22 protein-coding genes are annotated in these 25954 nt (G+C 51.4%); 12 read left to right on the top strand and 10 right to left on the bottom strand.

What is annotated here, in order from left to right; translation table 11 throughout:
• The first annotated feature begins 168 nt into the window (after positions 1-168).
• From SPL68_RS04100 to SPL68_RS04130, 7 genes are all read left to right on the top strand, one after another.
• A complete protein-coding gene (locus tag SPL68_RS04100) occupies positions 169-1851 on the top strand; it encodes a RecQ family ATP-dependent DNA helicase (protein WP_323813799.1) in 1683 nt (560 codons plus the stop codon).
• A gap of 395 nt (positions 1852-2246) precedes the next feature.
• Positions 2247-3050: a hypothetical protein gene (locus tag SPL68_RS04105; protein ID WP_323813800.1), complete on the top strand. Its 804-nt coding sequence runs from the start codon at positions 2247-2249 to the stop codon at positions 3048-3050.
• 29 nt (positions 3051-3079) lie between these two features.
• Positions 3080-3625 (top strand): hypothetical protein, encoded by a 546-nt coding sequence (locus SPL68_RS04110; protein WP_323813801.1) that lies wholly within the window; start codon positions 3080-3082, stop codon positions 3623-3625.
• A 12-nt stretch (positions 3626-3637) separates the two neighbouring features.
• Complete coding sequence (locus tag SPL68_RS04115; RefSeq protein ID WP_323813802.1) at positions 3638-3838, top strand: CPBP family glutamic-type intramembrane protease; 201 nt, start codon at positions 3638-3640, stop codon at positions 3836-3838.
• 261 nt (positions 3839-4099) lie between these two features.
• Positions 4100-5152 carry a sugar phosphate isomerase/epimerase family protein gene (locus SPL68_RS04120; protein ID WP_323813803.1) on the top strand — a complete coding sequence of 351 codons (1053 nt, stop codon included), beginning with the start codon at positions 4100-4102 and terminating at the stop codon, positions 5150-5152.
• Between the two features lie 134 nt (positions 5153-5286).
• Positions 5287-6432, top strand: a complete 1146-nt coding sequence (locus SPL68_RS04125; protein ID WP_323813804.1) for a Gfo/Idh/MocA family protein — start codon at positions 5287-5289, stop codon at positions 6430-6432.
• Between the two features lie 49 nt (positions 6433-6481).
• Positions 6482-7696: an MFS transporter gene (locus SPL68_RS04130; RefSeq protein WP_323813805.1), complete on the top strand. Its 1215-nt coding sequence runs from the start codon at positions 6482-6484 to the stop codon at positions 7694-7696.
• 336 nt (positions 7697-8032) lie between these two features.
• Here SPL68_RS04130 and SPL68_RS04135 read toward each other — a convergent pair whose 3' ends face one another.
• The 4 genes from SPL68_RS04135 to SPL68_RS04150 all read right to left on the bottom strand — a co-directional run bounded on the left by SPL68_RS04135 (position 8033) and on the right by SPL68_RS04150 (position 12987).
• Complete coding sequence (locus tag SPL68_RS04135; RefSeq protein ID WP_323813806.1) at positions 8033-9769, bottom strand: protein kinase domain-containing protein; 1737 nt, start codon at positions 9767-9769, stop codon at positions 8033-8035.
• Positions 9770-9852: 83 nt separating this feature from the next.
• A complete protein-coding gene (locus tag SPL68_RS04140; protein ID WP_323813807.1) occupies positions 9853-10665 on the bottom strand; it encodes a formate/nitrite transporter family protein in 813 nt (270 codons plus the stop codon).
• Positions 10666-11003: 338 nt separating this feature from the next.
• Positions 11004-11852 carry an S-formylglutathione hydrolase gene (fghA, locus tag SPL68_RS04145; RefSeq protein ID WP_323813808.1) on the bottom strand — a complete coding sequence of 283 codons (849 nt, stop codon included), beginning with the start codon at positions 11850-11852 and terminating at the stop codon, positions 11004-11006.
• A 25-nt stretch (positions 11853-11877) separates the two neighbouring features.
• The gene (locus SPL68_RS04150) at positions 11878-12987 is read right to left on the bottom strand and encodes an S-(hydroxymethyl)glutathione dehydrogenase/class III alcohol dehydrogenase (RefSeq protein WP_323813809.1); all 1110 of its coding nucleotides are present in this window, start codon (positions 12985-12987) and stop codon (positions 11878-11880) included.
• A 231-nt stretch (positions 12988-13218) separates the two neighbouring features.
• Between SPL68_RS04150 and SPL68_RS04155 the strand changes: the two genes are divergently transcribed.
• Complete coding sequence (locus SPL68_RS04155; RefSeq protein ID WP_323813810.1) at positions 13219-14139, top strand: LysR family transcriptional regulator; 921 nt, start codon at positions 13219-13221, stop codon at positions 14137-14139.
• Here the strand turns inward: SPL68_RS04155 and SPL68_RS04160 are convergent.
• The 6 genes from SPL68_RS04160 to SPL68_RS04185 all read right to left on the bottom strand — a co-directional run bounded on the left by SPL68_RS04160 (position 14133) and on the right by SPL68_RS04185 (position 19433).
• Positions 14133-14867 (bottom strand): hypothetical protein, encoded by a 735-nt coding sequence (locus SPL68_RS04160; RefSeq protein WP_323813811.1) that lies wholly within the window; start codon positions 14865-14867, stop codon positions 14133-14135. The two genes, SPL68_RS04155 and SPL68_RS04160, sit on opposite strands and share 7 nt — an antisense overlap.
• A 2-nt stretch (positions 14868-14869) precedes the next feature.
• Positions 14870-15235 carry a hypothetical protein gene (locus SPL68_RS04165; protein WP_323813812.1) on the bottom strand — a complete coding sequence of 122 codons (366 nt, stop codon included), beginning with the start codon at positions 15233-15235 and terminating at the stop codon, positions 14870-14872.
• Positions 15236-15285: 50 nt separating this feature from the next.
• On the bottom strand, positions 15286-16176 hold the full coding sequence (locus SPL68_RS04170; RefSeq protein WP_323813813.1) for a chemotaxis protein: 891 nt from the start codon (positions 16174-16176) through the stop codon (positions 15286-15288).
• 78 nt (positions 16177-16254) lie between these two features.
• On the bottom strand, positions 16255-18165 hold the full coding sequence (gene dxs, locus SPL68_RS04175; RefSeq protein ID WP_323813814.1) for a 1-deoxy-D-xylulose-5-phosphate synthase: 1911 nt from the start codon (positions 18163-18165) through the stop codon (positions 16255-16257).
• A gap of 93 nt (positions 18166-18258) precedes the next feature.
• On the bottom strand, positions 18259-19176 hold the full coding sequence (gene ispA, locus SPL68_RS04180) for a (2E,6E)-farnesyl diphosphate synthase (RefSeq protein WP_323813815.1): 918 nt from the start codon (positions 19174-19176) through the stop codon (positions 18259-18261).
• A complete protein-coding gene (locus SPL68_RS04185) occupies positions 19176-19433 on the bottom strand; it encodes an exodeoxyribonuclease VII small subunit (RefSeq protein ID WP_323813816.1) in 258 nt (85 codons plus the stop codon). Before SPL68_RS04185 ends, ispA begins: the two co-directional genes overlap by 1 nt.
• 542 nt (positions 19434-19975) lie before the next feature.
• Between SPL68_RS04185 and gspC the strand changes: the two genes are divergently transcribed.
• Genes gspC through gspF form a run of 4 tightly spaced genes read left to right on the top strand, consistent with a single transcriptional unit; the run spans position 19976 to position 25898 of the window.
• On the top strand, positions 19976-21010 hold the full coding sequence (gene gspC, locus SPL68_RS04190) for a type II secretion system protein GspC (protein WP_323813817.1): 1035 nt from the start codon (positions 19976-19978) through the stop codon (positions 21008-21010).
• 7 nt (positions 21011-21017) lie between these two features.
• Positions 21018-23093 (top strand): type II secretion system secretin GspD, encoded by a 2076-nt coding sequence (gene gspD, locus SPL68_RS04195; protein ID WP_323813818.1) that lies wholly within the window; start codon positions 21018-21020, stop codon positions 23091-23093.
• Between the two features lie 30 nt (positions 23094-23123).
• Positions 23124-24647, top strand: a complete 1524-nt coding sequence (gene gspE / locus SPL68_RS04200) for a type II secretion system ATPase GspE (RefSeq protein WP_416377414.1) — start codon at positions 23124-23126, stop codon at positions 24645-24647.
• A 12-nt stretch (positions 24648-24659) separates the two neighbouring features.
• Positions 24660-25898, top strand: coding sequence for a type II secretion system inner membrane protein GspF (gene gspF / locus SPL68_RS04205; RefSeq protein ID WP_323813819.1), 1239 nt, complete (start codon positions 24660-24662; stop codon positions 25896-25898).
• The last annotated feature ends 56 nt before the right edge of the window (positions 25899-25954 follow it).

Genomic DNA, 25954 nt, shown 5'->3' on the forward strand with positions numbered 1-25954 from the left:
CAATCAGGTAATAGTACACTGCACAAATGCCGATTATTATTTATTTCACGAATGCTCTTATTGGTTCTTTTAATAAATAGCATCGAATATCAAAACGACTATGATGTGCGGTTGATAGTTTTTGTTTTTAACCAATTAGGGATGATGGGTGATTAGATGAAACCAGATATGAATAAACCTGCTGAATTATTAAATACCCGATTCAAACTCACCACATTCCGCCCCGGTCAAGAAGCGGTAATTAATGCATTGTTACAAGGAAATTCTGCACTCGCCGTATTTCCCACTGGTGGTGGTAAAAGTTTGTGTTATCAATTGCCTGCATTAATGCTTGATGGTCTGACATTGGTGGTTTCGCCGCTAATTGCCTTGATGAAAGATCAGGTAGATGCATTACAAAAATTGGGAATTAATGCGGCGCGCTTGGATTCATCATTGAGTAAAGACGAAACTCAAGCAATTTACACAGCGCTGCAAAACGGTAGTTTGAAGTTGTTGTACGTATCGCCTGAGCGGTTGAAGAACGAGCGTTTTGTACAGCGGCTTAGCCAACTGAAAATAAGTTTATTGGCGATTGATGAGGCGCACTGTATTTCCGAGTGGGGTCACAACTTTCGGCCGGATTATTTATTGCTCGCTGATCTTTCAAAAAAATTGCGTGTAGGGCGTGTACTGGCATTAACTGCTACAGCAACACCGAGTGTGGCTGCGGATATTTGCCGCCAATTTTCAATTCAGCCGCAACATCATATTCAAACCAGCTTTGCTCGCCCCAATTTACAATTGCGCGTAACACCCTGCACCGCTGAGTCGCGCATGGAATTATTGCTTGCGCGTTTGCACAAACACCCGCGCGATGCCGCGACCATTATTTATGTCACTTTGCAAAAAACCGCTGAAGAAGTTGCTACGGCAATTAATGCTGCCGGTTTACGCGCAGCGCATTATCACGCGGGGTTAAAAGACGATGAGCGCGAGCAAGTGCAAAACCAATTTATGAGCGGCGAAGTGCCGATTGTGGTGGCGACTATTGCGTTTGGCATGGGGATCGATAAAAGCAATATTCGCGCGGTCTATCATTTCAACTTGCCTAAATCGATTGAAAACTATGTGCAGGAAATTGGCCGCGCCGGTCGCGATGGAAATCCATCGCTGTGTGAAATGCTGGCGGTGGGTGATGATATTCGCGTGCTGGAAAATTTTACTTACGCCGATACGCCTACAGATGAAAGCTTGCGTGCCCTAGTGCAACACTTGCTTGCTCATGATGATGTGTTTGATATTTCCACTTACGAGTTATCCAATCAGTTTGATCTGCGCCCGCTAGTATTAAATACCGCGCTGACTTATCTCGAATTACAAAATGTGATCAGTTCGCAAAGTCCGTTTTACACCGAATACAAAATCAATTTTGTGCAGGATAAAAATTATATCCTCGCGCAGTTTGATGAAAATCGCGCTGCGTTTTTGCAGCAGTTATTTGCCGTTGGGCGCATGGGTAGAAAATGGTTGTCTATCGATATGCTCACAGCACCGCAGCAACTAAATGAAAGCAAAGAACGCATCACCAAAGCACTGGATTATTTGGCAGAAAAAAATTGGATTGAATTAAGTGTCGCCAATTTGCGCCAGGGTTATAAAAATAATCAAACGATAAAGTCTGCGGAGCAATTTAATGCATTGTGCGATTACTTAAACAAATTATTTGCCGAGCGTGAGGCGCGCGATATAAAACGAATTCACAGTATCCTTTCATTTGCCAATAATCCCGCCTGTTTAAGTCAGCAGTTGATGCAGTATTTTGGCGAGGCGAGTGCGCAGCCCTGTGGTATTTGTAATCACTGTCGGTAACAAAATCCTGCGCAAGTTAATCTGCCCGATGCTGTGCCGCTGAATGCAGGGCAGCAAAATACCATTGCTAATCTCAAGAAGGAAAACCATGCGGCTTTGCGCCAACCGCGCCAGTTGGCCAGATTTTTGTGTGGTTTGCCCAGCCCGGCTACCAGTCGCTCAAGTTTGAAAGCTCACTCTGCTTTTGGTGCGTTGGGGGATGTATCTTTTTTGATTGCGCTGGAAAATTCACAGCAATGAAGCTAAACCCTATTGGATAATTGAAAATAATTTTCTTTTGATTCTTAACCAGCTTGCTGTAAGCGGAAATTTATTTGCTTATTGTTTTTTATCATTTTCGCGCCATACGGAAATAAAAAATTCACTCTTTTATTTGCAATATAAGGAAACGTTCTATGCGCCATGTAAATATATTCACTTTCAATAGTTTGGTTTTTCTTTCTTTAGGCGCGATAGCAGCATCGACATCACATTTGCAGGATCTGATCGATGTGCGTGCAAGCAGCGGTGAGCGGCAGTTGGAAGATCGTGGTTACACCTATCACAAGACCATTAAAGTCAGCAGTTCCTCTATTACTTATTGGTGGAGTGAGAGCCGTGAGCAGTGTATTGCCGTAACAACCAAGGAAGGGAAATACAGCTCCATAGTTAATCAGCCTGAGAAAATGTGTGAAGGCGCCTCCGATGATAAACATAATGAGTCCAGAGACCATCATGAACATCATTCCGGCCACTCTGGAGGATTGGAGGGTATTGTTGGTGCTCGTGCCAGTAGTGGTGAAAAGCAGCTGACTGATATGGGCTATTTTGAACGCTATTCCAAAAAATCCGGTAGTAGTTCTATTACCTACTGGTGGAGCCCCAGTGAACAACGCTGTATTGCAGTCACCACAAAAAATGGGCGTTATACCTCTTATAACAAGCAAAACAAAAATTTATGCGATGACAAATATGTCGACTCAGGAAAACAACACGGTGGTGGCGCTGGCTTGAATAGCTTGGTTGGCATGAAGGCGAGCAGTGGCGAAAAACAGTTGGAGGATAAGGGTTACAAATTTATCAAATCCAGCAAGGGTGAAGACCGAGTCTGGAGCAACTGGTGGAATAGTTCGCATCGCAAATGTATCACCGTTGTAACACTGGATGGCCGTTACGATTCGATTACCGACTCTCCCGCGTTTGACTGTAACCATAAATAGTAAGTCGATGTATTAAGGCGGAGGGAGTCATGTCCGGCAATAGGCAATATTCGGCAGGTTACGAGATGGATGATTTTCCTTTTTATAACGGGAAGCCTATCGGCTTATCTGCTGGAAATTGGTTGTTGCTAATGCTGGGAGTTGCGTTGGGCTTTATGGCTCTCGCATCCCCTTTCCCCTTTGGGCAGTATCCGGGGCGGGAGTGGATTAGTGCTTTCCTATTTCCCGGTATTCCAATGCTGGTGTTTATTTATCTTGTAGGTGAACACTGGCGACTTATTTTTGCGAAAGTTGATGCAAAAGCAGTGGGATGGATGTTTCTCATCGCACTGCTTAACATCATTGTGAGTATATCGATTGGAAAGTTGGTAATGGATACCGCGGGCGCAGCAGCAAATCCGGTGTTTGGTTTATTGCGCGAGCAGGATTCCTGGAAAAAAATACTGTTTCTACTGCGCACTATTCCCCAGCTTTTTGGTGAAGAACTAATAACTATTTTTCCCTTTTTAGCCATTATGTGGCTGCTTCATACCTGGTGCGGGATGAGCCGCAAACTGGCATTGATTCTGGCGTGACTCGGCTCCGCGTTGCTATTCGGTATGGCGCATTTGCCGACCTATAACTGGAATTGGGTGCAGTGCATTGTGGTTATCGGTAGTGCCAGAATAGTGTTGTTTATAGCCTATCTTGCAACCCGAAATATTCTGGTATCCACTGGTGCTCATATCATTAATGATTGGGCGATGATCGGTGTTGTCCTGGCGCTTGGGCATTCATCGGCGAACTAGATTTTCTCGTTCCACAGAGTTTCCTATCCCTTCCTAAGCATGGCTTCTGCGGTCTTGCGTTATCAGTGCTATAAGAAGTGTAAATAACTGTTTGCTGTATCGCGCCTATAGTCCACATGACATAAAGTCTTGCGCCTGAAACAATAAATACGACATTTATCGGCATTTTCGCCCCCAGCGAGGCTGCCGAATTACATAACAACATATCGTCTTGCCGCTGCTGATTGGCCTGCTATTCGGCCTACTACTTAGGAGAACCGCATGAAAACATTAAAAGGTCCCGCCATTTTTCTCGCCCAATTTGCGGGCGATGAAGCTCCCTTTAACAGCTTGGATTCGATCGCCGGTTGGGTGGCGAGTTTGGGTTTTAAAGGCGTGCAAATCCCGACTTGGGATAAGCGTATGTTTGACTTGGAACAGGCCGCAAAAAGCCCTGAATACTGCGCCCAAATTCAAGCGACTTTGGCCAAACACGGTTTGGTGGTGACAGAGTTATCGACCCACTTGCAAGGCCAATTAGTGGCGGTTCATCCAGCGTATGACGATATGTTTGATGGCTTTGCGCCTGAGTCTGTGCGCGGCAATCCTAAAGCGCGTCAGGCTTGGGCGGTTGAGCAATTACTGTTTGCTGCGCAGGCGAGTAAAAACCTCGGCCTGAATGCCCATGCGACTTTCTCCGGTGCACTCTTGTGGCCGTATTTGTACCCTTGGCCACAGCGCCCTGCTGGTTTGGTGGAAAAAGGTTTTGAAGAGTTGGCGAATCGCTGGTTACCAATTCTGGACGCATTTGATAAAGCCGGTGTGGATGTGTGTTACGAAATCCATCCAGGTGAAGACCTGCATGATGGCGCGACTTTTGAGCGCTTCCTGGCGGCAGTAGATAATCATCCACGTGCGAATATTTTGTTCGATCCATCGCACTTTGTCCTGCAACAACTCGATTATTTAGCCTTTATCGACCGCTACCACGCACGCATCAAAATGTTCCATGTGAAAGATGCGGAATTTAATCCGAGCGCGCAGCAAGGCGTTTACGGCGGTTATGAGAGCTGGGTAAATCGCGCAGGTCGCTTCCGTTCTCTGGGCGATGGTCAAGTGGATTTCAAACAAATTTTCTCCAAGTTCGCCGCCTACGATTACGACGGTTGGGCAGTGCTGGAATGGGAATGCGCATTGAAGCATCCGGAAGTGGGCGCCGCCGAAGGTGCACCATTTATTCAGCAGCACATCATTAAAGTGACTGAGCGCGCGTTTGATGACTTCGCCAAAAGCGGAGTTGATGATGCGAAGAATCGTCGGATTTTAGGCCTGTAATAACGGGTTTGTAATTAAAAAATAAATCCCTCCCCAGCCCTCCCTTTTGCAAAGGGAGGGAGTAAAGCTTCTCCCCTTTGAAAAAGGGGAGACTGAGAGGGGATTCCATTAGAAAAAATTCAGGAATTCCAACAATGACAAGTCCACGAATTCGTTATGCAATGGTCGGCGGTGGTCGCGGTGCATTTATCGGCGCGGTACACAGAATCGCTGCACGCCTTGATGATCGTTTTGAATTGGTTGCCGGTGCGCTCTCGTCCAATCCGGAAAATGCAAAGTCCTCAGCTGCTGATTTACATATCGCTGCTGATCGCGCTTACACCTCTTATGAAGAAATGCTGCGCGTAGAAAAAACGCGCGCCGATGGTATTCAAGCCGTAGTAATCGTTACGCCTAACCATATGCACTTTCCGGTTGCCAAAGCCTGTTTGGAAGCGGGCATAGATGTGATTTGCGATAAGCCAGTCACGCGCACGCTGGAAGAAGCTTTAGAGCTTGAGCAGATCGTGAAAAAAAGCGGCTGCTTTTTTGCGCTTACCCACAACTATTCTGCGTACCCATTAGTGCGTTATGCGCGTGAATTGGTTGAGCAGGGCAAGCTTGGAAAAGTGCGCGTGGTGCAAGTGGAATATCCGCAGGAGTGGCTGACTGAAGCGGCGGGTGACGATAACAAACAAGCCTCATGGCGCACTGACCCCGCGCGTTCGGGCGCAGCCGGTTGTTTGGGCGATATTGGCACTCACGCATTTCAACTTGCACGTTTTATTACGCAACAAAAACTCAGCGCGGTGAGCGCGGATTTAACCAGTTTTGTCGATGGCCGTTTGGTGGATGACAACGTGCATGCGTTATTGCGTTTTGATGGTGGTGCCAAAGGTATGTTGTGGTCGAGCCAAGTTGCTCCTGGCTGCGAAAACGGTTTGCGCATCCGCGTTTACGGCGATAAAGCTGGTATCGAATGGGCGCAGGAAAATCCGAATGAATTGTGGTTCTGTGAATTGAACAAGCCGCGTCAGCGCATCACTCGTCGCGGCGATATCGGCAGCGACATAGCCGCGCGTGGTATGCGCACCCCGGGTGGCCATCCTGAAGGTTATCTCGAAGGTTTCGCGAATTTGTATAAAGACATCGCCGATATTTTGGTTGCGCGTCAGCAAGGTGAATCGCATCTCTTGCAGGAGTGGGTGCCGAATATCGACACAGGTGTGGAAGGCATGCGCTTTATTAACGCTGTGCTAACCTCAAGTCAGCGCGATGGTGTCTGGACGCCATTGGCTTAAAACAACTATCAACAATAACAACAGCCCCATAAGAATAGGAACAGATTTTATGACCACCTCTTCGACAATGAATCCGCAGCGGTTATTTACCGCCTGCTGTATTGCACTGATTGTAACGGCAATGACCTTCGCGATTCGCGCCGGTATTTTGAGTGAGCTCAGCGTTAAATTTAATTTCAACAATACCGAGCTGGGTTGGATCAACGGCATGGCATTTTTGGGTTTCCCGATTGCCATGATGTTCGGCGGCTTGATTTACAACTATGTCGGCGCACGCACGCTAATGTATTTGGCGTTTGCTTGCCATTTGCTCGGTTTGATTTTGACCATTACGGCCGGTGGTTTCTGGACGTTGTTGCTATCGAGCTTTTTTATCGGCTTCGCCAATGGCTCAGTCGAAGCTGCTTGTAATCCATTGATCGCCGATATTTATCACACGCGGAAAACGGCGATGCTTAATAAATTCCACGTCTGGTTTCCTGGCGGTATTGTGATTGGCTCTTTGGTATCGGCGCTTATGACCAAACTTGGTTTGGGCTGGCAGATGCAAATTGCGATTATGATCATTCCAACGCTGATCTACGGTTTCATGATTTTCGGTCAGGCTTTCCCAAGTATGGCCAACTCCGAGACATCAACCTCGACCAATATCAAAGCGCTTTTCTCGCCGCTATTCCTGTTCATGATCGTGTGCATGACCATGACGGCGATTTCAGAGTTTGGCGCGCAGCAATGGGTAGGCCGCATTTTCGAATCTTCCGATGTCCATCCAATGATGATTCTGGCGCTGACCGCAGGTCTGATGGCGCTCGGGCGTTTCTTTGCTGGCCCGCTCGTGCATGCGTTTAATCCGGCGGGTGTATTGGTGATCTCAGCTATAGTGACCACCATCGGTTTGCTGCTGTTGAGTCAGGCATCAGGTTTTATGATTTATGTATCAGCTGCGGTATTTGCGCTGGGCGTCACCTACTTCTGGCCAACCATGATCGGCTTTACCAGCGAATACACGGCGAAAACCGGTGCATTGGGGATGTCGCTGATGGGCGGTGCAGGTATGTTCTCGGTGAGTATGTGGAATCCGGTTATTGGCGGCTGGTTGGATACTGCCAAGCAAGAAGCGATTGCAAGCGGCGTTACCGGCGATGCAGTTGAACTGGTTGCCGGTCAGGCAACTCTGCAAAGTTTGGCGATGATTCCGGGTGTATTGATAATTGCGTTTGGTATCTTGTTTGTACTGCGCAAGCGTTTTGCTCACGCTGAATAAACATTGAAGTGTTTGCAAAAAGCGCCTTCGGGCGCTTTTTTTATGGCCACGTGTTATCGCTATCTGGCGCAAGAAAAAATGGTTGGTGTAATGCTGTGTAATATCGAGAAGACTTGTGTGACAAAGATTGGAACTGCGTCACACTTGCTGCTGTGGAACTAGGTTTTTAAAAAAACCAAGCGTATAAAGAACGGGCATGACCATGATTGAGTGAGTGGTAATGAACTCAAAAGGATTTGAGTTTCCACCTCTAAACCTCAACCCCCTCCCCTCGTTTTCCCCTCTCCAAAAAACCATGTTTCATGTTTATCTTTTGGTTCTGTGTCGCCTTCAAAATTACGTTCTATTCAGTAATTCCACCGTCAGGGCGATAACGATTAACAGCAGAATCAACGACACTCCCTGCCAGAACCCCACTGGGTTGCGTTCAATCAGCGGCGGTTTGTGTTGGGCGATAAACACCTGATTCGGCTGGCGCAGGTCGTACACAAATTCCGACAACTCGGTATAGCGCTTGTAAGGATTGGGATGCAATGCCTTGCGCAGCACATGGTCGATCCACGCCGGAATTTCGCGCTCGTCATCCAATACCGATTGGTAATTCAGGCGCTTCTGCGCCGCGCGGGTTTTCGCCTGCGCCACTTGAGTGCCGTAGGGGTAGCGGCCAGACAACAGGTGATAGGTAATCACCGCCAGTGAAAACTGATCAGATTGCGGTAAACCTGCTTCGCCGAGGAAATATTCCGGCGCCGAGTAGAGCGCTGTTCCTGCCAGATGGCTGCGCTGTAGTGGGCTATCAATTTCCGCCAAACCGGCTACACGGGTGGAGCCAAAATCGATAATTTTTACCGTGCCGGTAGGGTCGATCAGAATGTTCTCCGGGCGCAGATCCTGATGCAACATCTCCATGCGATGAAACGCCTGCAAGCCCTTGGCAATCTGCTCCACCAGTTTACGTACGGTTTCCAGCGATGGCGATGGGTTGTCCACCAGCCATTGGGCGAGCGATTGCCCCTCAATATATTCCATCGCCACATACACATAGTTGCGCGGGCGGGTGATGCTGCAGGGCTTGAGGATATGCGCCGAGTTCAGCCGCCGTGCAATCCACTCCTCTAATAAAAACCGCTCCAGATAAACCGGATCATCGCGCTGATCCACCGAGGGAAACTTGAGCACGACTTTTTCGCCGGTCTGCATGTCACTGGCGAGGTACACATGGCTGCGGCTGGTGATCTTCAGCTCGCGGGTGATCTGGTAACCGTCAATCACTGAGCGCGCATCCAGCGCAGGGGCAAAGGGCAGCTCAGTCAGCTGTTGGTAAACCTGCGGTGCGGTTTGATCGGCGAGTTGGTCGATACGCAGTAGTTGCACGGTGAGGTTATCGTCGCTGCCGTTATCAAAGGCGCGCTGAGCCAGCAGTTGCGCTGTGGTATCGAGCGACTGGCCATGCTGGTCGATAATCGCCAGCCACTCATCGAGCGACAGATGTTCGTAAACGCCATCGGTACAGAGGATAAACACATCGCCCGCTTCCACACTGGCTGCGCGGTAATCCATCTCGACAAACTGGTCGATGCCCAAGGCACGGCTAAGCACGGATTCATGTTGCGACAATTGCTGGCGATGGTCTTCGGTGAGCAGCTCAAGCTGTTTATGGCGCAGGCGATACACACGTGAATCGCCCACATGAAAGACGTGCGCCGTAGCGGATTTGATCACTAGCGCGCTAAAAGTACATACATAACCGCGGTCTTTATCAAAGCGAAATTGGCTTTGGCGGGTGAGTGAGTACAGCCAGGAATTGGTGGCGGCGAGAACTTGCTGGCCGGATTTTTTGACTGACCAAGCGTCGGATGTGCAGTAGTAGTCGCTAAAAAAGCTGTTTACGGCGGTGGCGCTGGCGATATGACTGAGGTTGCTGGTACTGATGCCATCGGCGATGGCGAGCGCCAAACCTTTGCTTTCCAGTTGCGTGGTATCGGGCGTGCTAATACCGTGAAAATCCTGATTAACCTCTTTGCGGCCGCGATCAGAATACTGGCCAAAATTGAAGCGCAGCGGATTATTCATATGTCAGTTGCCCGTCCGAAAAAGAAAACGCCGACACTCACAATGCTGGTGTCGGCGTGCCAGATTAACCTCAAGGTTAGCGATTAACCGATAGTGCGTTTGGCGGCAGTGCGCACGTGAGTGCTGTACAGGGTCAGGCCGGTAAACGCCAAGCCGCCCACCAAGTTGCCTAAGGCGGTAGGAATTTCGTTCCACAGGAAGTAATCGGCGATAGAGAAGTTGCCACCCATGATCAGGCCGAAGGGGAACAGGAACATGTTTACTACCGAGTGCTCAAAGCCCATAAAGAAGAAGAGCATGATCGGCATCCACATGGCGATAGCTTTACCGGAAACGGTGGTAGAGATCATCGCACCTACCACACCCATAGATACCATCCAGTTACACAGCATGCCGCGCAGGAAAATGGTCAGCCAGCCGTCAAAACCGTGAGCGGCATAACCCAGTGTACGCGCTTCGCCGATATGAGCGACTTTCTTGGCAATCTCGCCGCCATCCACGTTGTAACCATAGGTAAACATAAACGACATCATCACGGCGACAGTCAGTGCGCCGCCGAAGTTGCCGAGGAATACCAAGCCCCAGTTGCGCAGGATTTGGCCGATAGTTACGCCAGGGCGTTTATCCAGCCACGCCAGTGGGGTGAGCACAAACACGCCGGTGAGCAGGTCAAAGCCCATCAGGTAGAGCATGATAAAACCGACCGGGAAGAGGATGGAGCCGACCAGATGCGAGCCGGTAGCGACCGCAACGCTTACTGCAAATACCGCTGCCAGTGCCAGAATTGCACCGGCCATAAAGGCGCGGATCAGGGTGTCGCGGGTGGACATGTAGATTTTGGATTCGCCGGAATCCACCATTTTGGTGACAAATTCAGAGGGTAGTAGGTAGGCCATAGGATTTTCTCGCTTTTATTGCTGGAGATTAGGGTTTGGAAACCTGACTACAGCAATAACCGCGCCTACCGCAAAATATGGTTTGTAAGCTTATGAATTTATTGAATATTTATGAAATTGCGAGAGCTGGATGAAAGTTATGGAACGAGGTTTGTGCGCTATTATTGTGCTTGTGTGATCTATGTTGTTTCACATAAAAATCGTGAAACTATTTTGTGTTCTTATTTGGTGCCTTGGTTTGCACCAAATAATTTTATTTGCACTTAAGTGGGTCTTTTTGCGTGATGGAAGCTTGGTGGGGGCGATGGCAGCAAACTGGAACTGCCATCGCATTCCGGTTAGGCAGTGAGACCGAGATGTTTTGCGTGATAGCGCAAATGGTCTTCGATAAAACTCGCAATAAAGTAATAGCTGTGGTCGTAACCCCCGTGCGCACGGTAGATCAACGGATGTTCCGCCGCATGGCACGCCGCCTGTAACAGTTCGGGTTTGAGCTGCTCGGTTTTGAAGTTATCCGCCTCGCCCTGATCGACATACAACTCCTGCTTGGATTGACCCGCTGCAATCAATTCGCAGGCATCGTATTGCATCCAGGTGGTGCGATCATCGCCCAAGTAGCCGCTCAGGGCTTTGATTCCCCAAGGGCAATTGCTCGGGTTTACGATAGGCGCAAAGGCCGATACTGAGGCGTAGCGACCCGGTTGGCGCAGTGCCAGAACCAGTGCGCCGTGGCCACCCATAGAGTGGCCGCTAATGGATTCACGGCCGTTTACCGGTAAGTTTGTGATTACTAACTCAGGCAATTCCTGGGTGATGTAATCGTACATCTGGTAGTTGGTCTTCCAAGGCTCTTGCGTGGCGTTGACGTAAAAACCGGCGCCCGAGCCGAAGTCGTAGCTGTCGTGCTCGCCGGAGAAGTTAAAGCCGCGCGGGCTGGTATCCGGGCAGATAATCGCAATGCCCAATTCCGCCGCGATGCGCTGAGCGCCCGCCTTCTGCATAAAGTTTTCGTCAGTACAGGTCAGGCCGGATAGCCACCAAAGCAGCGGCACTTTTTGCGTCTCTGCCTGCGGTGGCAGGTAGACCGCAAAAATCATCTCGCAGCCGAGGGTGCTGGACTGGTGCTTGAAACGCTTATGCCAGCCGCCAAAGCTCTTATTGGCGGCGATTTCGGTTAGTTGGCTCATCTCCACTCCTTATTAGAAATGCGGATTAGAAATGCAGAACGGTGCGGATACTTTTGCCTTCGTGCAGCAAATCAAAGGCTTCATTGATCTTGTCGAACGGCATGTCGTGGGTGATAAATTCGTCGATCTTGATCTCGCCTTTCATGTAGCGATCCACATAGCCGGGCAATTGGCTGCGACCTTTCACTCCGCCGAACGCCGAGCCCTTCCATACGCGACCAGTCACTAACTGGAACGGACGGGTAGATATCTCCTGACCTGCGCCCGCTACGCCAATAATGATCGACTCGCCCCAGCCTTTGTGGCAGCACTCCAGTGCCGAGCGCATCACATTCACATTGCCGATACATTCAAACGAGAAGTCCACGCCGCCGTCGGTCATATCCACAATCACTTGTTGGATAGGCGCGCCGTGGTCTTTGGGGTTTACAAAATCGGTCGCGCCGAACTGACGGGCGAGTTCAAATTTATCCGGGTTGATGTCGATGGCGATAATGCGCGCGGCTTTCATCATCTGCGCACCTTGAATCACCGCAAGGCCGATAGCACCCAAGCCGAATACCGCCACGGTTGAGCCGGGGGTGACTTTGGCGGTGTTGATTACTGCACCAATACCGGTGGTCACGCCGCAGCCGAGCAGGCAGATTTTATCCAGCGGCGCCTCTTTGGATACTTTGGCCAGCGACACTTCTGGCAGTACTGTGTACTCAGAGAAGGTCGAGGTGCCCATGTAGTGGAACAGTGGTTTGCCTTCAAATGAGAAGCGGGTGGTGCCATCGGGCATCAAGCCCTTGCCTTGGGTGGCGCGCACCGAACCGCACAGGTTGGTTTTGCCCGACAGGCAGAATTTGCACTTGCCACACTCGGCGGTGTAGAGCGGAATTACATGGTCGCCCACTTGCAGGCTGGTCACGCCTTCGCCCACGGCTTCCACAATGCCCGCGCCTTCATGGCCGAGCACCGCCGGGAATACGCCTTCCGGGTCAGCACCCGAGAGGGTGTAGGCATCGGTATGGCACACACTGGTCGCCACTATGCGCACCAGCACTTCACCGGCCTTTGGGCCTTCAACATCAATCTCAACGAGTTCCAATGGTTTGCCAGCGGAGAGGGCAATAGCGGCGCGTGATTTCATAAAGGCTCCTGATTCCGGTTTTAAGAAAATTTTGCGGTGATAGACAAGTGGATTCGATCTGTAGTCGATAAAAGCTAGCTACAAGACTAGTTCAGATCCGTTGTCATTCCCCTGAGTAAAAAGTTTTAGGTGGAAAGTTCTGGGTGAAAATTTCTGGGGGCGAAGTGTAGACTATTGATCAAATGGCAATAAGCTGTCTAAAAATCACTTAATTATTGCACTGGAGCAACAATGCAGCATTGGGAAAGGGTGGAAGCGTTTATCGCCGTGGTTAGGTTTGGCAGTTTTGCGGCGGCAGCGCGCGAGTTGCAGGTATCCAACTCCCATGTGAGCCGCTTGGTGAGCCAGTTGGAATTACAGCTCGGCACCCAACTGCTCTATCGCACTACCCGCCAAATCCGCCTGACCGACGCAGGCCAGCTCTACTACGAGAGCTGCCGCCACCTGTTCGATGGCTTACGCGAGGCAGAATCGCTACTGCAACACCACCAAGGTCAGCCCACCGGCCTACTCAAAATCACCGCCGCCACCACCTTTGGCGATCGCTATATCGCCCCGCTAGTGAACGACTTCCAACTGTTGCACCCGCAGCTCAAAGTGAATATGTATTTCAGCAATCGGCAGGTGGAATTGATCGAAGAGGGCTTTGACCTAGCGATCCGCATGGGGGTGATGCGCGAATCCACGCTCGTCGCTAAACGCCTATGCGACCGGCAAGAATATATCGTCGGCTCGCCCGAGTATTTCGCGCGCATCTCCGCCCCGCAAACCCTCACCGAACTGGAGCGCCACAACTGCTTGGTCGGCACCCGCGGCTACTGGCTGCTGCAAGACCAAGGGCAGCGCAAAGATTTAGTCGTCCACGGCAACTGGCAAGCCAACTCCGGCCCCGCATTGGTAGACGCCGCACTCAAAGGCTTGGGCTTGGCGCAACTACCGGATTACTACGTGGATGAATATATCGCCAGCGGCCGCCTCATCGCCGTACTCGACCACCACCGCTTCAAAGACGCCGGCGTCTGGGTCGTCTACCCCCAGCAGCGCCATTTAGCGCCCAAGGTAAGGTTGTTTATTGATTTTCTAGCGGAAAGGTTTGCGGGTGGGGTGCCGAAGAGCGAAAAAATAACTGCGTATTCTTTTTTTGCTCAATGATTTGACCTTAGGTATGCCTTGTTGGCCCAGCGCATGGACTCAGCGATAGATTTGCGTATCTTGTCAGCACTAGTTTGGCTTTCCCAATCGACAATGACCATTCTCTGGCTCTGAATATCAAATGGAACATCTTCTAACCCTCCGGTGACCATCACAACTGTCTTTCCAAATGCGTGCGCGAGGCCGAGTTCATAAAAAACGTTTGGGTTTCGTCCATCAATAATTGCTATTACTAGATTTGCAGAAAGCATTTTTTTTACGATGACCGAAAGAATCGGGCCAGAAATAAACTCTTCATCTGCAGTTTCACAATTGATACCGATGTCATGGCAAGCTCTTTTTATTATTTTTACTTGTTCGGCAAATCGTGGGTTTATTGGTGCAAGAAGGAATGCTTTGTTTCGGTCAATTTCAATTGATTGTCTGTGAATCGAGAGTGATTCTAAAAACTGATTATCGGAAGCTTCTAAATTAATAAAACTTCTTTTTGCTGACTCAAAGAGCATGTGATTTACATCTTCCCAGCGCTCTTTATTGGATGCTATTTTTTCGGTTGTTGAGTAAATGGAGTTCTCTAATGACTTTCTGAACATTTCAAGTTCGATTTTTTGTTTTTCAAAATTTAGATCAGATTTTCTTAAGTAAACCTTTGCAAAAAGATATAGCAGTGAAATGAGTGCAAATACTGACATGATTAGAATTGCCATCAGCACATTTTGATAATCCATGACTATTCCTTAGGTAAATTAATCGTTACAGATAAGACAAGAACTGGGATTGCAATTAGATAGCTAGAAAATGAAATCCATGCGGCATGCCATGATTTTTTTACTAGTTGTGTTTCAGCTTTTCTCCAAAGTAGAACAACTACTATTGACAAAACAACGCATCCAATAAACCAGAGTAAGCCCTCCCCTGTATTGGGTGCGTTCGCGAGTATGTGGGCTATTACTAAGCTTGAGGATAAAAACATCATATCTGCTGGAAGTTCTATGACACTTTGAAGTGCTTTGGGTAGATCAACTTCCCGTTCGATTGACATTTTTACTGTGAATGCAAGCACCAAAAGTGCAATTGGTAAAATTATCGATGCCATCGTTTTGTTTTAATCTCCTTTAGTTTATGAATCGGTTTTACTTTACATAATTAGACTTTCTTCCCCGCCCCGCGCAACATCCCATCAATCAGTTCACGCGCATCAAACTTGGTGAGGGCTTCGTCGGCGCCGACTTGGCGGGCTTGGCTTACGCTGATGCTGCTTGATAGCGAGGTGTGCAGGATGATGTAAGCGCTGGCGAGTTGTTTGTCGTCGCGCACGGCGAAGGCGAGTTCGTAGCCGTCGAGGCCGGGCATTTCTATGTCGCTTACCAAAATGTCGATGGGCTGCCCGCTGTTGGCGGCGGCGCGCATTATGTTGAGCGCTTTTTGGCCGTCGTCGGTGACCTGATAGCGTACGTTGATGGCATCGAGCGAGTCGCTCAGTTGCTTGCGCGCGGTGCGCGAGTCGTCCACCAGCAGGATATTCATCGGGCGCAATTGCTCGCGCTCCACATCGGTAATGGTTGCGGTGGCTTTGGACGGATCGAGCGGGAAGAGGCGCGCCATAATCACTTCTACATCGAGCAGTTGCACCAGCTGGTTATCCACCTTGGTGACGCCGGTGATGTAGGTGCTGTTGCCCAAAAACTTGTCCGGCGCGCTTATATCGCGCCAGTTGGCGTCGGCGATGCGTTCAATCTGGCGCACCAAAAAGCCGACTTTCTGCCGCTGTACATCGGTGATGATGATAAAGCTACTGGCGAGCTGATCTTTGGGAGTAGCGCCTTTGCCTACAGCGGCGGCGAGGTCAACAATTGGCATGGTCTGGCCGCGCACATTGAGCGCGCCCAAAATACCGGCGTGTTGGTTGACCATGGGGGTGACAGGTTGGAAGGGCACTAATTCCTGAATCTTGAGTGTGCCTAGCGCAAACACCTGCTGGTTGTGCAGGCGGAACAGTAACAGACCTTGGGAGTGATCGGCTTTGGTGGATGGCAAGGTGATGGCTCCTCGCAGATTAACGCGGTTGAAATGGGCGACATGCTTTCAGTGTAGAAGCATATCGCCCAAAAGGATTTAGTTCGCGGCCAGTTTGGTGTCGGACTTGGCACTGCTTAGGCGCTGATGAATGCGCTCGGCAATGGATTTTGCGTCTAATCCTTGAGTGACTAATTGCTGTTTTTGGCTGGCGTGTTCGACGAATTCGTCGGCAAAGCCCAGTTGCAGCACAGGTACATTGAGTGCGCGGCTGTTGAGGTATTCGCATACGCCGCTGCCCGCACCGCCGGCGATGGCATTTTCTTCCAGCGTCACCAGCAGTTCATGGCTGGCGGCCATCTGCTCGATCAGTCCGGTATCCAGCGGTTTTACAAAGCGCATATCGCACAGGCTGTAGCCGTATTGCTCGGCCACTTGTTGGGCAACTGGCAGCAATGTGCCAAAGCACAGCAACGCAACTTGTTTGCCTTCGCGTTTCACTACGCCTTTACCAATCGGCAAGGCAGTCATGGCTTTTTCAATCGCAACACCAGTGCCGGTGCCGCGCGGGTAACGCACTGCGGCCGGGCCCTGATGTTGGTAGGCGGTGTAAAGCAGTTGGCGGCATTCGTTTTCGTCGCTCGGCGCGGCGATCAGCATATTGGGGATGCAGCGTAAAAAGCTGATATCAAAGCTGCCCGCGTGAGTGGGGCCGTCTTCACCGACCAAGCCAGCGCGGTCAATAGCGAAGGTTACATCGAGGTTTTGCAGGGCGACATCGTGTACCAGCTGGTCGTAAGCGCGCTGTAAAAAGGTAGAGTAGATCGCGACAACAGGCTTTTGCCTTTCGCAGGCCATACCGGCGGCGAAGGTCACGGCGTGTTGTTCGGCGATGGCGACATCGTAAAAACGCTCGGCGTAATGGTGCGCAAACTCCACCATGCCCGAGCCTTCGCACATGGCGGGGGTGATGCCGATAAGTTTGTCATCCTGCGCGGCCATATCGCACAGCCACTGGCCGAATACATCCTGATATTTGGGCTTTTTCGGGGCATCTACCGCGCCAATCGCCGCTTTTTTCGGCTCGATTTTGTTGAGCGCGTGATAGCCCACTGGATCTAGCTCAGCTGGTTCAAAACCTTTGCCTTTTTTGGTGATTATATGCAGCAGCTTGGGGCCTTTGATCTCGCGCAGGTTACGCAAGCAGCGGACTAAATCGCCTAAGTCATGGCCATTGATCGGGCCGACGTAGTTAAAACCCATCTCTTCAAACAGGGTGCCGGGAGACATAAAGCCCTTGAAGTGCTCCTCGGTGCGCTTGGCGATTTCCCATGCGGGCGGGATTTTTTCGAGTACTTGTTTGCTGCCTTCGCGCAGCGAGTTATAGAACTTGCTCGCCCAAATTTTGGATAGATAAGTCGAGAAGCCGCCCACGTTTGGCGAGATGGACATGTTGTTGTCATTGAGTACAACGACCATATCGGTGGCAGTGTGCGCGGCGTGGTTAAGTGCTTCAAATGCCATGCCGGCAGTCATGGCGCCATCGCCGATGATCGCCGCAACTTTGCGGTCAATGCCTGCCATTTTGGCACCGATCGCCATGCCTTGGGCGGCGCTGATGGAGGTGCTGGAGTGGCCAACGCCAAAGGTGTCGTACTCACTTTCTTCGCGTTTGGGGAAGCCGGATAGGCCATCACCCTGACGAATGCTGTTCATGCGTTCGCGGCGCGAGGTGAGTATTTTGTGCGGATAGGTCTGATGGCCAACATCCCACACCAAGCGGTCGGCGGGGGTTTCATAAACATAATGCAGGGCGATAGTTAGCTCGACCACGCCCAGGCCTGCGCCAAAATGCCCGCCAGTTTGCCCCACGGAATAGAGCAAAAACGCGCGCAGTTCATCCGCCAATTGTGGCAGTTGCTTTTCATCCAATGCGCGCAGCTCGGCGGGGGAGTCGATGCTGTCCAGCAGTGGCGTGTGCGGTCGGCTGGTGGGGATTTCGTTATGCATGCAAGTCATCAATTATCGTTGTGCGGCAAGCGGCCACGGTGGGTTATTGTAGGCAGCTTGCCGGACTCTTGGCTAGTTTGAGCTTTCTGCTGGCTAGTTTGATCGTTCAATTATGTAGCTTGCGAGCTGGCGCAGCGGTGTTGCACTCGCGCCAAATTCGCTCAAAGCATCCAGCGCTTGGCGATGTAATTCGGCTGCTTTGGCCTTGGCTGCATCCAATCCGAGCAGCGATACATAGGTTGGTTTATTGCGTGCGATGTCGGCGCCCTGCTGTTTGCCGATGGTGGCGGTATCGCCGGTCACATCGAGAATATCGTCCTGCACCTGAAACGCGAGGCCGATGGCTGCGGCGTAAGTATCCAGCGCTGCCAATTGCGCTTTATCAGCACCCGCAGCGGTAGCGCCCATCGCAACGCTGGCGCGAATCAAGGCGCCGGTTTTGTGGCGATGCATGGTTTCGAGCTGTGCGAGCGTGAGCTGATGATCAACCGCAGCAAGGTCAATCGCCTGCCCTAATACCATGCCATCCACACCTGAACCCAAGGCCAGTTGGTGCACCAGTTGGATTTGAATTTGGCTTGGCAAATCGGTTTGGGTGAGTAAATCAAACGCGAGGGTTTGTAATCCATCGCCCGCGAGTATCGCGCTCGCCTCATTAAAGGCGATGTGGCACGTCGGTTTGCCGCGGCGCAGATCGTCATCGTCCATTGCGGGCAGGTCGTCGTGCACAAGGCTATATGAATGTAGGCTCTCAAGTGCGGCGGCGATGGGATCAATTAATGCGAGATTGATTTCCGGTTTTATCGCCAGCGCTGCGGCATAGGCGAGGATCGGGCGCACGCGCTTGCCGCCATTGAACAGACTGTAGCGCATGGCAGCGCGCACTTGGGTTGGGTCATCGCCTTGTGGCAAAAAGCCGTCGAGCGCGGCATCAACACGAGCGCGGCACTCTTTACTGAATTGGCTGAAATCGTTTTGGATCAAATCTCTTTGGGTTAAGTCAGCGCGCATTAGATATCGCCTTCGTCATCAAAGGCTTCCAGTTGGATATTGCCCTGCTGCTCCACCAGTTTGGTGACTTGTTGTTCGGCAGCAGCGAGGCGCGCCTGACATTCGCGCGTTAGTGCTATGCCCGCCTCAAATGCTTGCAGCGATTCTTCGAGGGTCATGTCGCCCTGTTCCATGCGCGTTACCAGAGCTTCAAGGGTGCTGAGTGATTGCTCAAAATCGACACCTTTCTTTTTAGATGAAGAGGTCTTTGGCGGCATGGTGTTTTCTCGCTGGATAATAAGAAGGCGGCGGATTATAAACCCGTGCGCCCAAAACTGCAGTCGTTTTGGCTGGCAAGCGTGTGCGATATTTCCTACAAAACTTAGCGAGATTTGCCACTGGTTGCTTGGCGTCGAAATTATCAATAATGGCGCCATTGGAACTTGTCGCAGGATGCGACTCCGCAAGGAATATAACGGAATCGAGCACATCTACCGCCAAGGTATGGCCACTCATCCTGAAAAAACCCTGATCGCCCCCTCCAGCGATCAGGGTTTTTGCGTTTTGCCAGCCTATTTTTGCGGCACCTGTCGCATATTTCGTTTATTGTGCAACTTCTCGGCTGTTCTACTATCCAAAAAGCGCCGAAACTCGCGCTCCACGTGATTCTATGAGCGGCCGCAGTGCTTCGCTTTTGTAATATGGATGGAGTAGAATCTCACGGCTTTGATAAACATAACGCACTAAGCTTTTGATACGACTACATTTACCGCCTCGCTAAATATCGTTGTACCGCCCGGATGGGGAACCTATCAAACCTATGCAGGAAAGATCAGTTAGCCACAGAGCCGCCTTTGAGCAGCGCACTGCCCAGTTGGAAATCCAGCTGCGTAAGCTTGCTGCGCTATTAAATCAGGTATCGCTCCAGCGCTGGCAGTGGCTGGTGATGTTGCTGCTGGTGATCTGGCTCAGTCACAGCCTTGCGCGCCTGTTCTGGCTGGTGATTCCCGGTCCTGCTATTCCGCCTGCCACTGTGTCTATAGTTTCTGCTGGTTCGCAAGCGACTGGCGCATCCCCCGGCTCTGTAAACATTCAACAAATTACCGCCTTGACGCCCTTTGGTGATACCGCCGAGGAGCCTGCGCCCGCAGATGCAATGCCTCAGGCGGCTGCTACCCAAGGCATCGAAAATGATGCCGCCGATACCCAGCTCAACCTGACTCTGCGTGGAGTCTTGGGCAGCAATAAAGAACAGGCCGGGCGCGCGATTATCGTAGTGAATGATCGCGCTGATGTGTTTGCTGTGGGTGATACCCTGCCTATAGGCAACAAAGTGACCCTCGCCAAGGTGCTTGAGGATCGCGTCATTATTAATAACAACGGCTCGTTTGAGTCGCTCTGGCTGTTTAAAGAAGATCCTAACGCGCCCAAATTGGCGACCAGTTTTGCGCCACCTCCAGCAGCGAACAATCCGGCCGCATCCGGCGGTTACGCCAATCCTCCCTACCAACAACAGTCGCAATTGCCGGTCGATAAAAGCCCGGTAGTCGATTCGCCGCGCTTCGGAGCTACGCCTGAGGCGGCCAGTAAAACCCTTGCTGATGTAGTGGCGATGAGTATTTATCGCGAGGAAGGCAAGGTGGTGGGCTACAAAATTCGCCCCGGGCGCAATGCAGAAATGTTTGATTCGCTGGGTTTGCAGAAAGATGACATAGTCACGGCGGTCAATGGCGTGCCGCTGAGCAGCCCCGGGAAAATTATGGAAATTTATAAAAGTATGGGTACTGCCACATCGGCGAATCTGGAGATCAGACGCGGCGGCGGTACAGTTAACCTAGACATAATGCTCAAGTGAGGTTTTTGTGATCCGGTTTTATGGTCGTAACAATAAAAAGATCTTCGACAACAAGATCATCGGCGGCCTGTTGCTGGCGACCCTGATGGGAATGAGCGGCGCCGCCCTCGCCCAAGTGGAAGCGCAACCCGTGGATGCACAAGGCGAAACTCGCTGGGCAGTCAATTTTAACGATACCGACATTCAGGATGTGATCAAATCCATCGCGGGTTTGACCGGTAAAACCTTCATCATAGACCCGAAAGTGCGTGGCCCGATCAAGGTGATCAACTCCAAACCGCTCAACGCCAAAGAACTGTACGAGCTGTTTTTGGCGTCGCTCGATGTGCATGGTTTTACTGCGGTAGAGAGCGGCAATATTGTGCGAATTGTGATGAATCGCGACGCGCGCAACCTGCCGATCCCGACCGAAAACAACGTCAAAAATAAAGATGACCTCTATATCACTCAGGTTATCCCGCTCAAAAACACCAGCGCCGCCAAAATCCTTGCCGCCTTGCGTCCGTTAGTACCGCAGTACGGCCATCTCACTACTTATGAACCCAGCAACGCGCTGATCATTACCGATACCCGCGCCAACGTCGCGCGTATGAATGAGTTAGTAGTGCAACTGGATAAAATCGGTGTAACCCATACCGATGTAATCCCGCTGCGCTACGCCAACTCGGCGGATGTGGTGGCGATGCTGACCCAATTGGAAAAGCCCGATCCCAACCGTGGCATGACTACTGCGCCACCAGTAATAGTGGCGGACAAACGTACCAATGCCGTTGTGATTAGCGGCGACGACCTGACGCGCCAGCGCCTTAAACTGCTGGTGAATGACTTGGATCGCCCGCAATCCAAAAACAGTAATGTGCGCGTGATTTATCTCCAATACGCCAAGGCTGAAGAAGTGGCCAAGGTGCTCTCGGGTATGTTGCAAAGTCTTGGTCAAGGTAAGGCTGCCGAGGGTGCACCGGCCAATGCCGCAGCTCCGGCGGTGCAGGCCGATGAGGCGACCAACTCCGTCCTGATTACTGCTGATGTCGACACTATGGATACCATGTTGTCGATTATCGACAGTCTTGATATTCGCCGTTCGCAGGTGTTGGTTGAAGCAATTATTGTGGAAATCACCGGTAACAATGCCAAGGAAATTGGTATTGAATGGATGTATTCCTCGGAAGATTCCGGCTTTGGCGGTTTTACCTCGGGTAGCGCTATGGGAAGTGTTGGTGCACCTGCGCTGAGCTTGCTGGATGACGCCAGCAATACCGATGCTCTGGGGGCATTGGCTACGGGTATCAACTCGGTATCTGCACCGGTATTTGGAATAGGTCGCTTGGGTAGTAATGTGGATTTTCTTGCAGTGTTAAAACTGCTGCAAACCACTGAATCATCCAACATCCTCTCCACACCAAGCCTGCTGACTACCGATAACAACGAAGCCTCGATTTTGGTTGGCCAACAGGTTCCGTTTGTGACAGGTTCTTACACCAGTGCTACTACAGGTACTACTACTGGTTCGTCTTTTACCAGCCCATTCAATACCGTTAACCGCGAAGATGTGGGCATCAAGCTGCAAGTTACCCCTCAAATTAACGAAGGTGACAGCCTGATTCTGGATATTGAGCAGGAGATTTCCTCGGTAATTGGCAACACTCAAAACTCGCCCAACGGCCCGACGACCAGTAAGCGTGAGATCAAAACTCAAGTCTTGGCTGGCGATGGCCAAACCGTAGTGCTGGGTGGCTTGATTGAAGATCAGGTCAATAAAGGTGATCAGCGCGTACCTGTGCTGGGCAGTATTCCGGTATTGGGTCACTTGTTCCGTTCGCAGAGCGCGAGCAAGCGTAAAACCAACCTGCTGATCTTCCTTAAACCGACCATTATCCGCACTAATGATGTATTAACCGGCGCCACCGCTGAGAAGTACCGCCTCATTCGCGACCAGCAGCTAGAGTTCCAGCGCTCGCGCGGTATTTTACAGAGCAAGCGCGATGTTTCGGTATTGCCCGAGTGGGAAGAGCAAATCAAACGCTATATGGACGAAACCCAACAAACCGATGCAGCACCGGCTGTAGAAGCGGCTGGGGAGTAACCTGTGAGCGAGCAAGTATTGGATGAGCCGCTGGCGCTGACGGAAGTCGTGCTCGATGAACCGGCCGCCGAAGAGCCGCCAGTCTATGAGCGTCTGCCATTCAGTTTCGCCTCCACTCACGGCGTGATGTTGGAGGAGCTGGCGCCCGGTTTAATGCCGCGTGTACTGCATCGCCCCGGTCTTACACTGGATGTGCTGCTTGAATTGCAGCGGATTCTGGGAACCGATTTGCAGCTGGAAGAATTACCATCCGATGACTTCCAAAAACGCTTAACGCGTGAGTATCAAAGTGGCGATGGCGCAGCGCAGCGCGCCGCCGAAGACTTGGGCAATGAGTTTGATCTCTCATCTATGGCTGATGACTTGGCTGACCGCACTGATTTGCTCGCGGGCGATGACGATGCGCCGATTATTCGCCTGATCAACGCGATTCTCTCGCAAGCCGTGCGCGAAGGCGCCTCGGATATTCACCTCGAACCCTTTGAAGACCGCGTATCGGTGCGCTTCCGTATCGATGGTGTGCTGACCGAAGTTCTCTCACCCAAAGCAGAATTGGCACCGGTACTGGTATCGCGCTTGAAGGTTATGGCGCGTTTGGATATCGCCGAAAAACGTCTGCCGCAAGACGGCCGTATCACCGTGCGCCTTGCCGGTCACGCGGTGGATATTCGTGTATCGACCATTCCTTCAGCGTTTGGCGAGCGTATCGTACTGCGTATTCTCGATCAGGCCGCTGGCCAGCTGCGTTTGGAGCAGCTGCAAATGCCGCAGTTGGTATATGAGCGATTGACCAAAAACCTGCTCAAGCCGCACGGCATTATCCTGGTTACGGGGCCGACCGGTTCCGGTAAAACTACCACCCTGTATGCGGGCTTGAGCCATATCAATACCCGCAGCCGCAACATCCTCACTATTGAAGATCCGGTGGAATACCTGCTGCCCGGCATCGGCCAGACGCAGGTAAATGCCAAGGTGGATATGACCTTTGCGCGCGGTCTGCGTGCGATTTTGCGTCAAGATCCGGATGTGGTGATGGTGGGGGAAATTCGCGACGGTGAAACGGCGGAAATTGCAATTCAGGCATCGCTCACGGGTCACTTGGTGTTATCAACCTTGCACACCAATACCGCGATTGGTGCGGTGTTGCGTTTGAAAGACATGGGCGTTGAGCCTTTCCTGTTGGCGTCGAGCCTTGAGGTGGTGATGGCGCAGCGCTTGGTGCGCCTGCTTTGTAGCCACTGTAAAGAGCAGTATTTGCCGGTGGAATCCGAGCGCGAAATGCTCAAGTTACCCGCCGATACCCCTATCTGGCGCCCCGCGCCGAGCGGCTGTAAACACTGTAATCAACAGGGTTATCGCGGCCGTAAGGGTATTTACGAATTAATTGAGATCACCGAGCGTTTGCGCCACCTGATTCACGAACAAGCGGGCGAGCAGGAACTGCTGGCCGAAGCGCGCAAACACAGCCCGTCGATGAGCGACGATGGCCGTCAGTGTGTACTCAACGGTATCACCAGCATTGAAGAAGTGCTGCGTGTGACCACCCAGCTGTAGCGGGTGTAACTCATGGCTGCATTTAGTTACAAGGCGCTGACCGACGAGGGGAAAACTGTCAAAGGGATTCTCGAAGGGGATTCCGAGCGCCATATTCGCACCCAGCTGCGCGCCAAAAAGCTCAAGCCGTTGGAAGTTGTCAGTGCCACTGGCGATACCTCATCTGCCGCCAGTGGTGACAACGGCAGCATTACTGCCAGCTTTCGCCGCCGCGCGACTAAATTAAGTACCCGCGATTTAAGTCTGATCACCCGCCAGTTGGCGTCTTTGGTGAAATCCGGTCTGCCGCTTGATGAAGCCCTGCACGCTACCGCCAAACAATCGCAAAAAGCCAATGTAAAACGTGTGGTACTGCAAGTGCGCACACGGGTATTGGAAGGTTTCAGTTTGGCGCAGGCGATGGGCGACAACCCCGCTGCCTTTAACGATATGTACCGCGCACTGGTGCGCGCCGGCGAAGGTTCGGGTTATTTGAGCCCGGTGCTGGAGCGTCTGGCCGACTACACCCAGACCAGCCAGCAGCTGCAACAGCGCATCAAAATGGCGATGATCTACCCGATGGTAATGCTGGTGGTGAGCCTTGCGGTAATTGTCGCGCTTATGGTGTTGGTAGTCCCCAAGCTGGTCAAAATCTTCGAGCAGGGCAAACGCGAACTGCCCGCGCTGACCGAGGGAATGATCGCCACCAGTAGTTTTTTGATGAACTACGGCATCTATTTATTCTTCGCCTTGATCGGCGCCTACTACCTGATTAAACGCATGATGCGCGACCCCAAACGTCTGCGCGCCTGGCATGTAGTGCAACTCAAGTTGCCGGTGATTGGCGAGCTGGTAAAACAAATCAACTCGGCGCGTTTTGCTGCGACTCTGAGTCTCTTGTCTGCCAGTGGTGTGCCGCTGTTACAGGCGCTCAATATCTCCGGTCAGGTGATGACCAATAAACTCTTGCAAGAGGCCTGCGATACAGTCGCTGCCTCTGTGCGCGAGGGGATGAGTTTGAGTCGCGCGATGGAAAATACCGGCCACTTTCCGCCTTTGTTGGTGCAATTGGTGGCTAGTGGTGAGACTAACGGTACTCTTCCGCAACAGCTGGACAACGCCTCCAAAGATCAGGAGCGCGAGCTGGAGATGATGCTGGGAGTAGCCATGGGCTTGCTTGAGCCCGCGACCATTATTTTTATGGGTGGAGCTGTCTGTGTAATCGTATTGGCGATCCTGACCCCGATTTTCGAAATGACCAAACTCGGCTAAGCCTGAACCTACATCTACACCTAAGCCGGGTGCGACATGCAAACTTTTAATATGGA

This window comes from Cellvibrio chitinivorans, from assembly GCF_035117775.1.
GTDB lineage: Bacteria > Pseudomonadota > Gammaproteobacteria > Pseudomonadales > Cellvibrionaceae > Cellvibrio > Cellvibrio chitinivorans.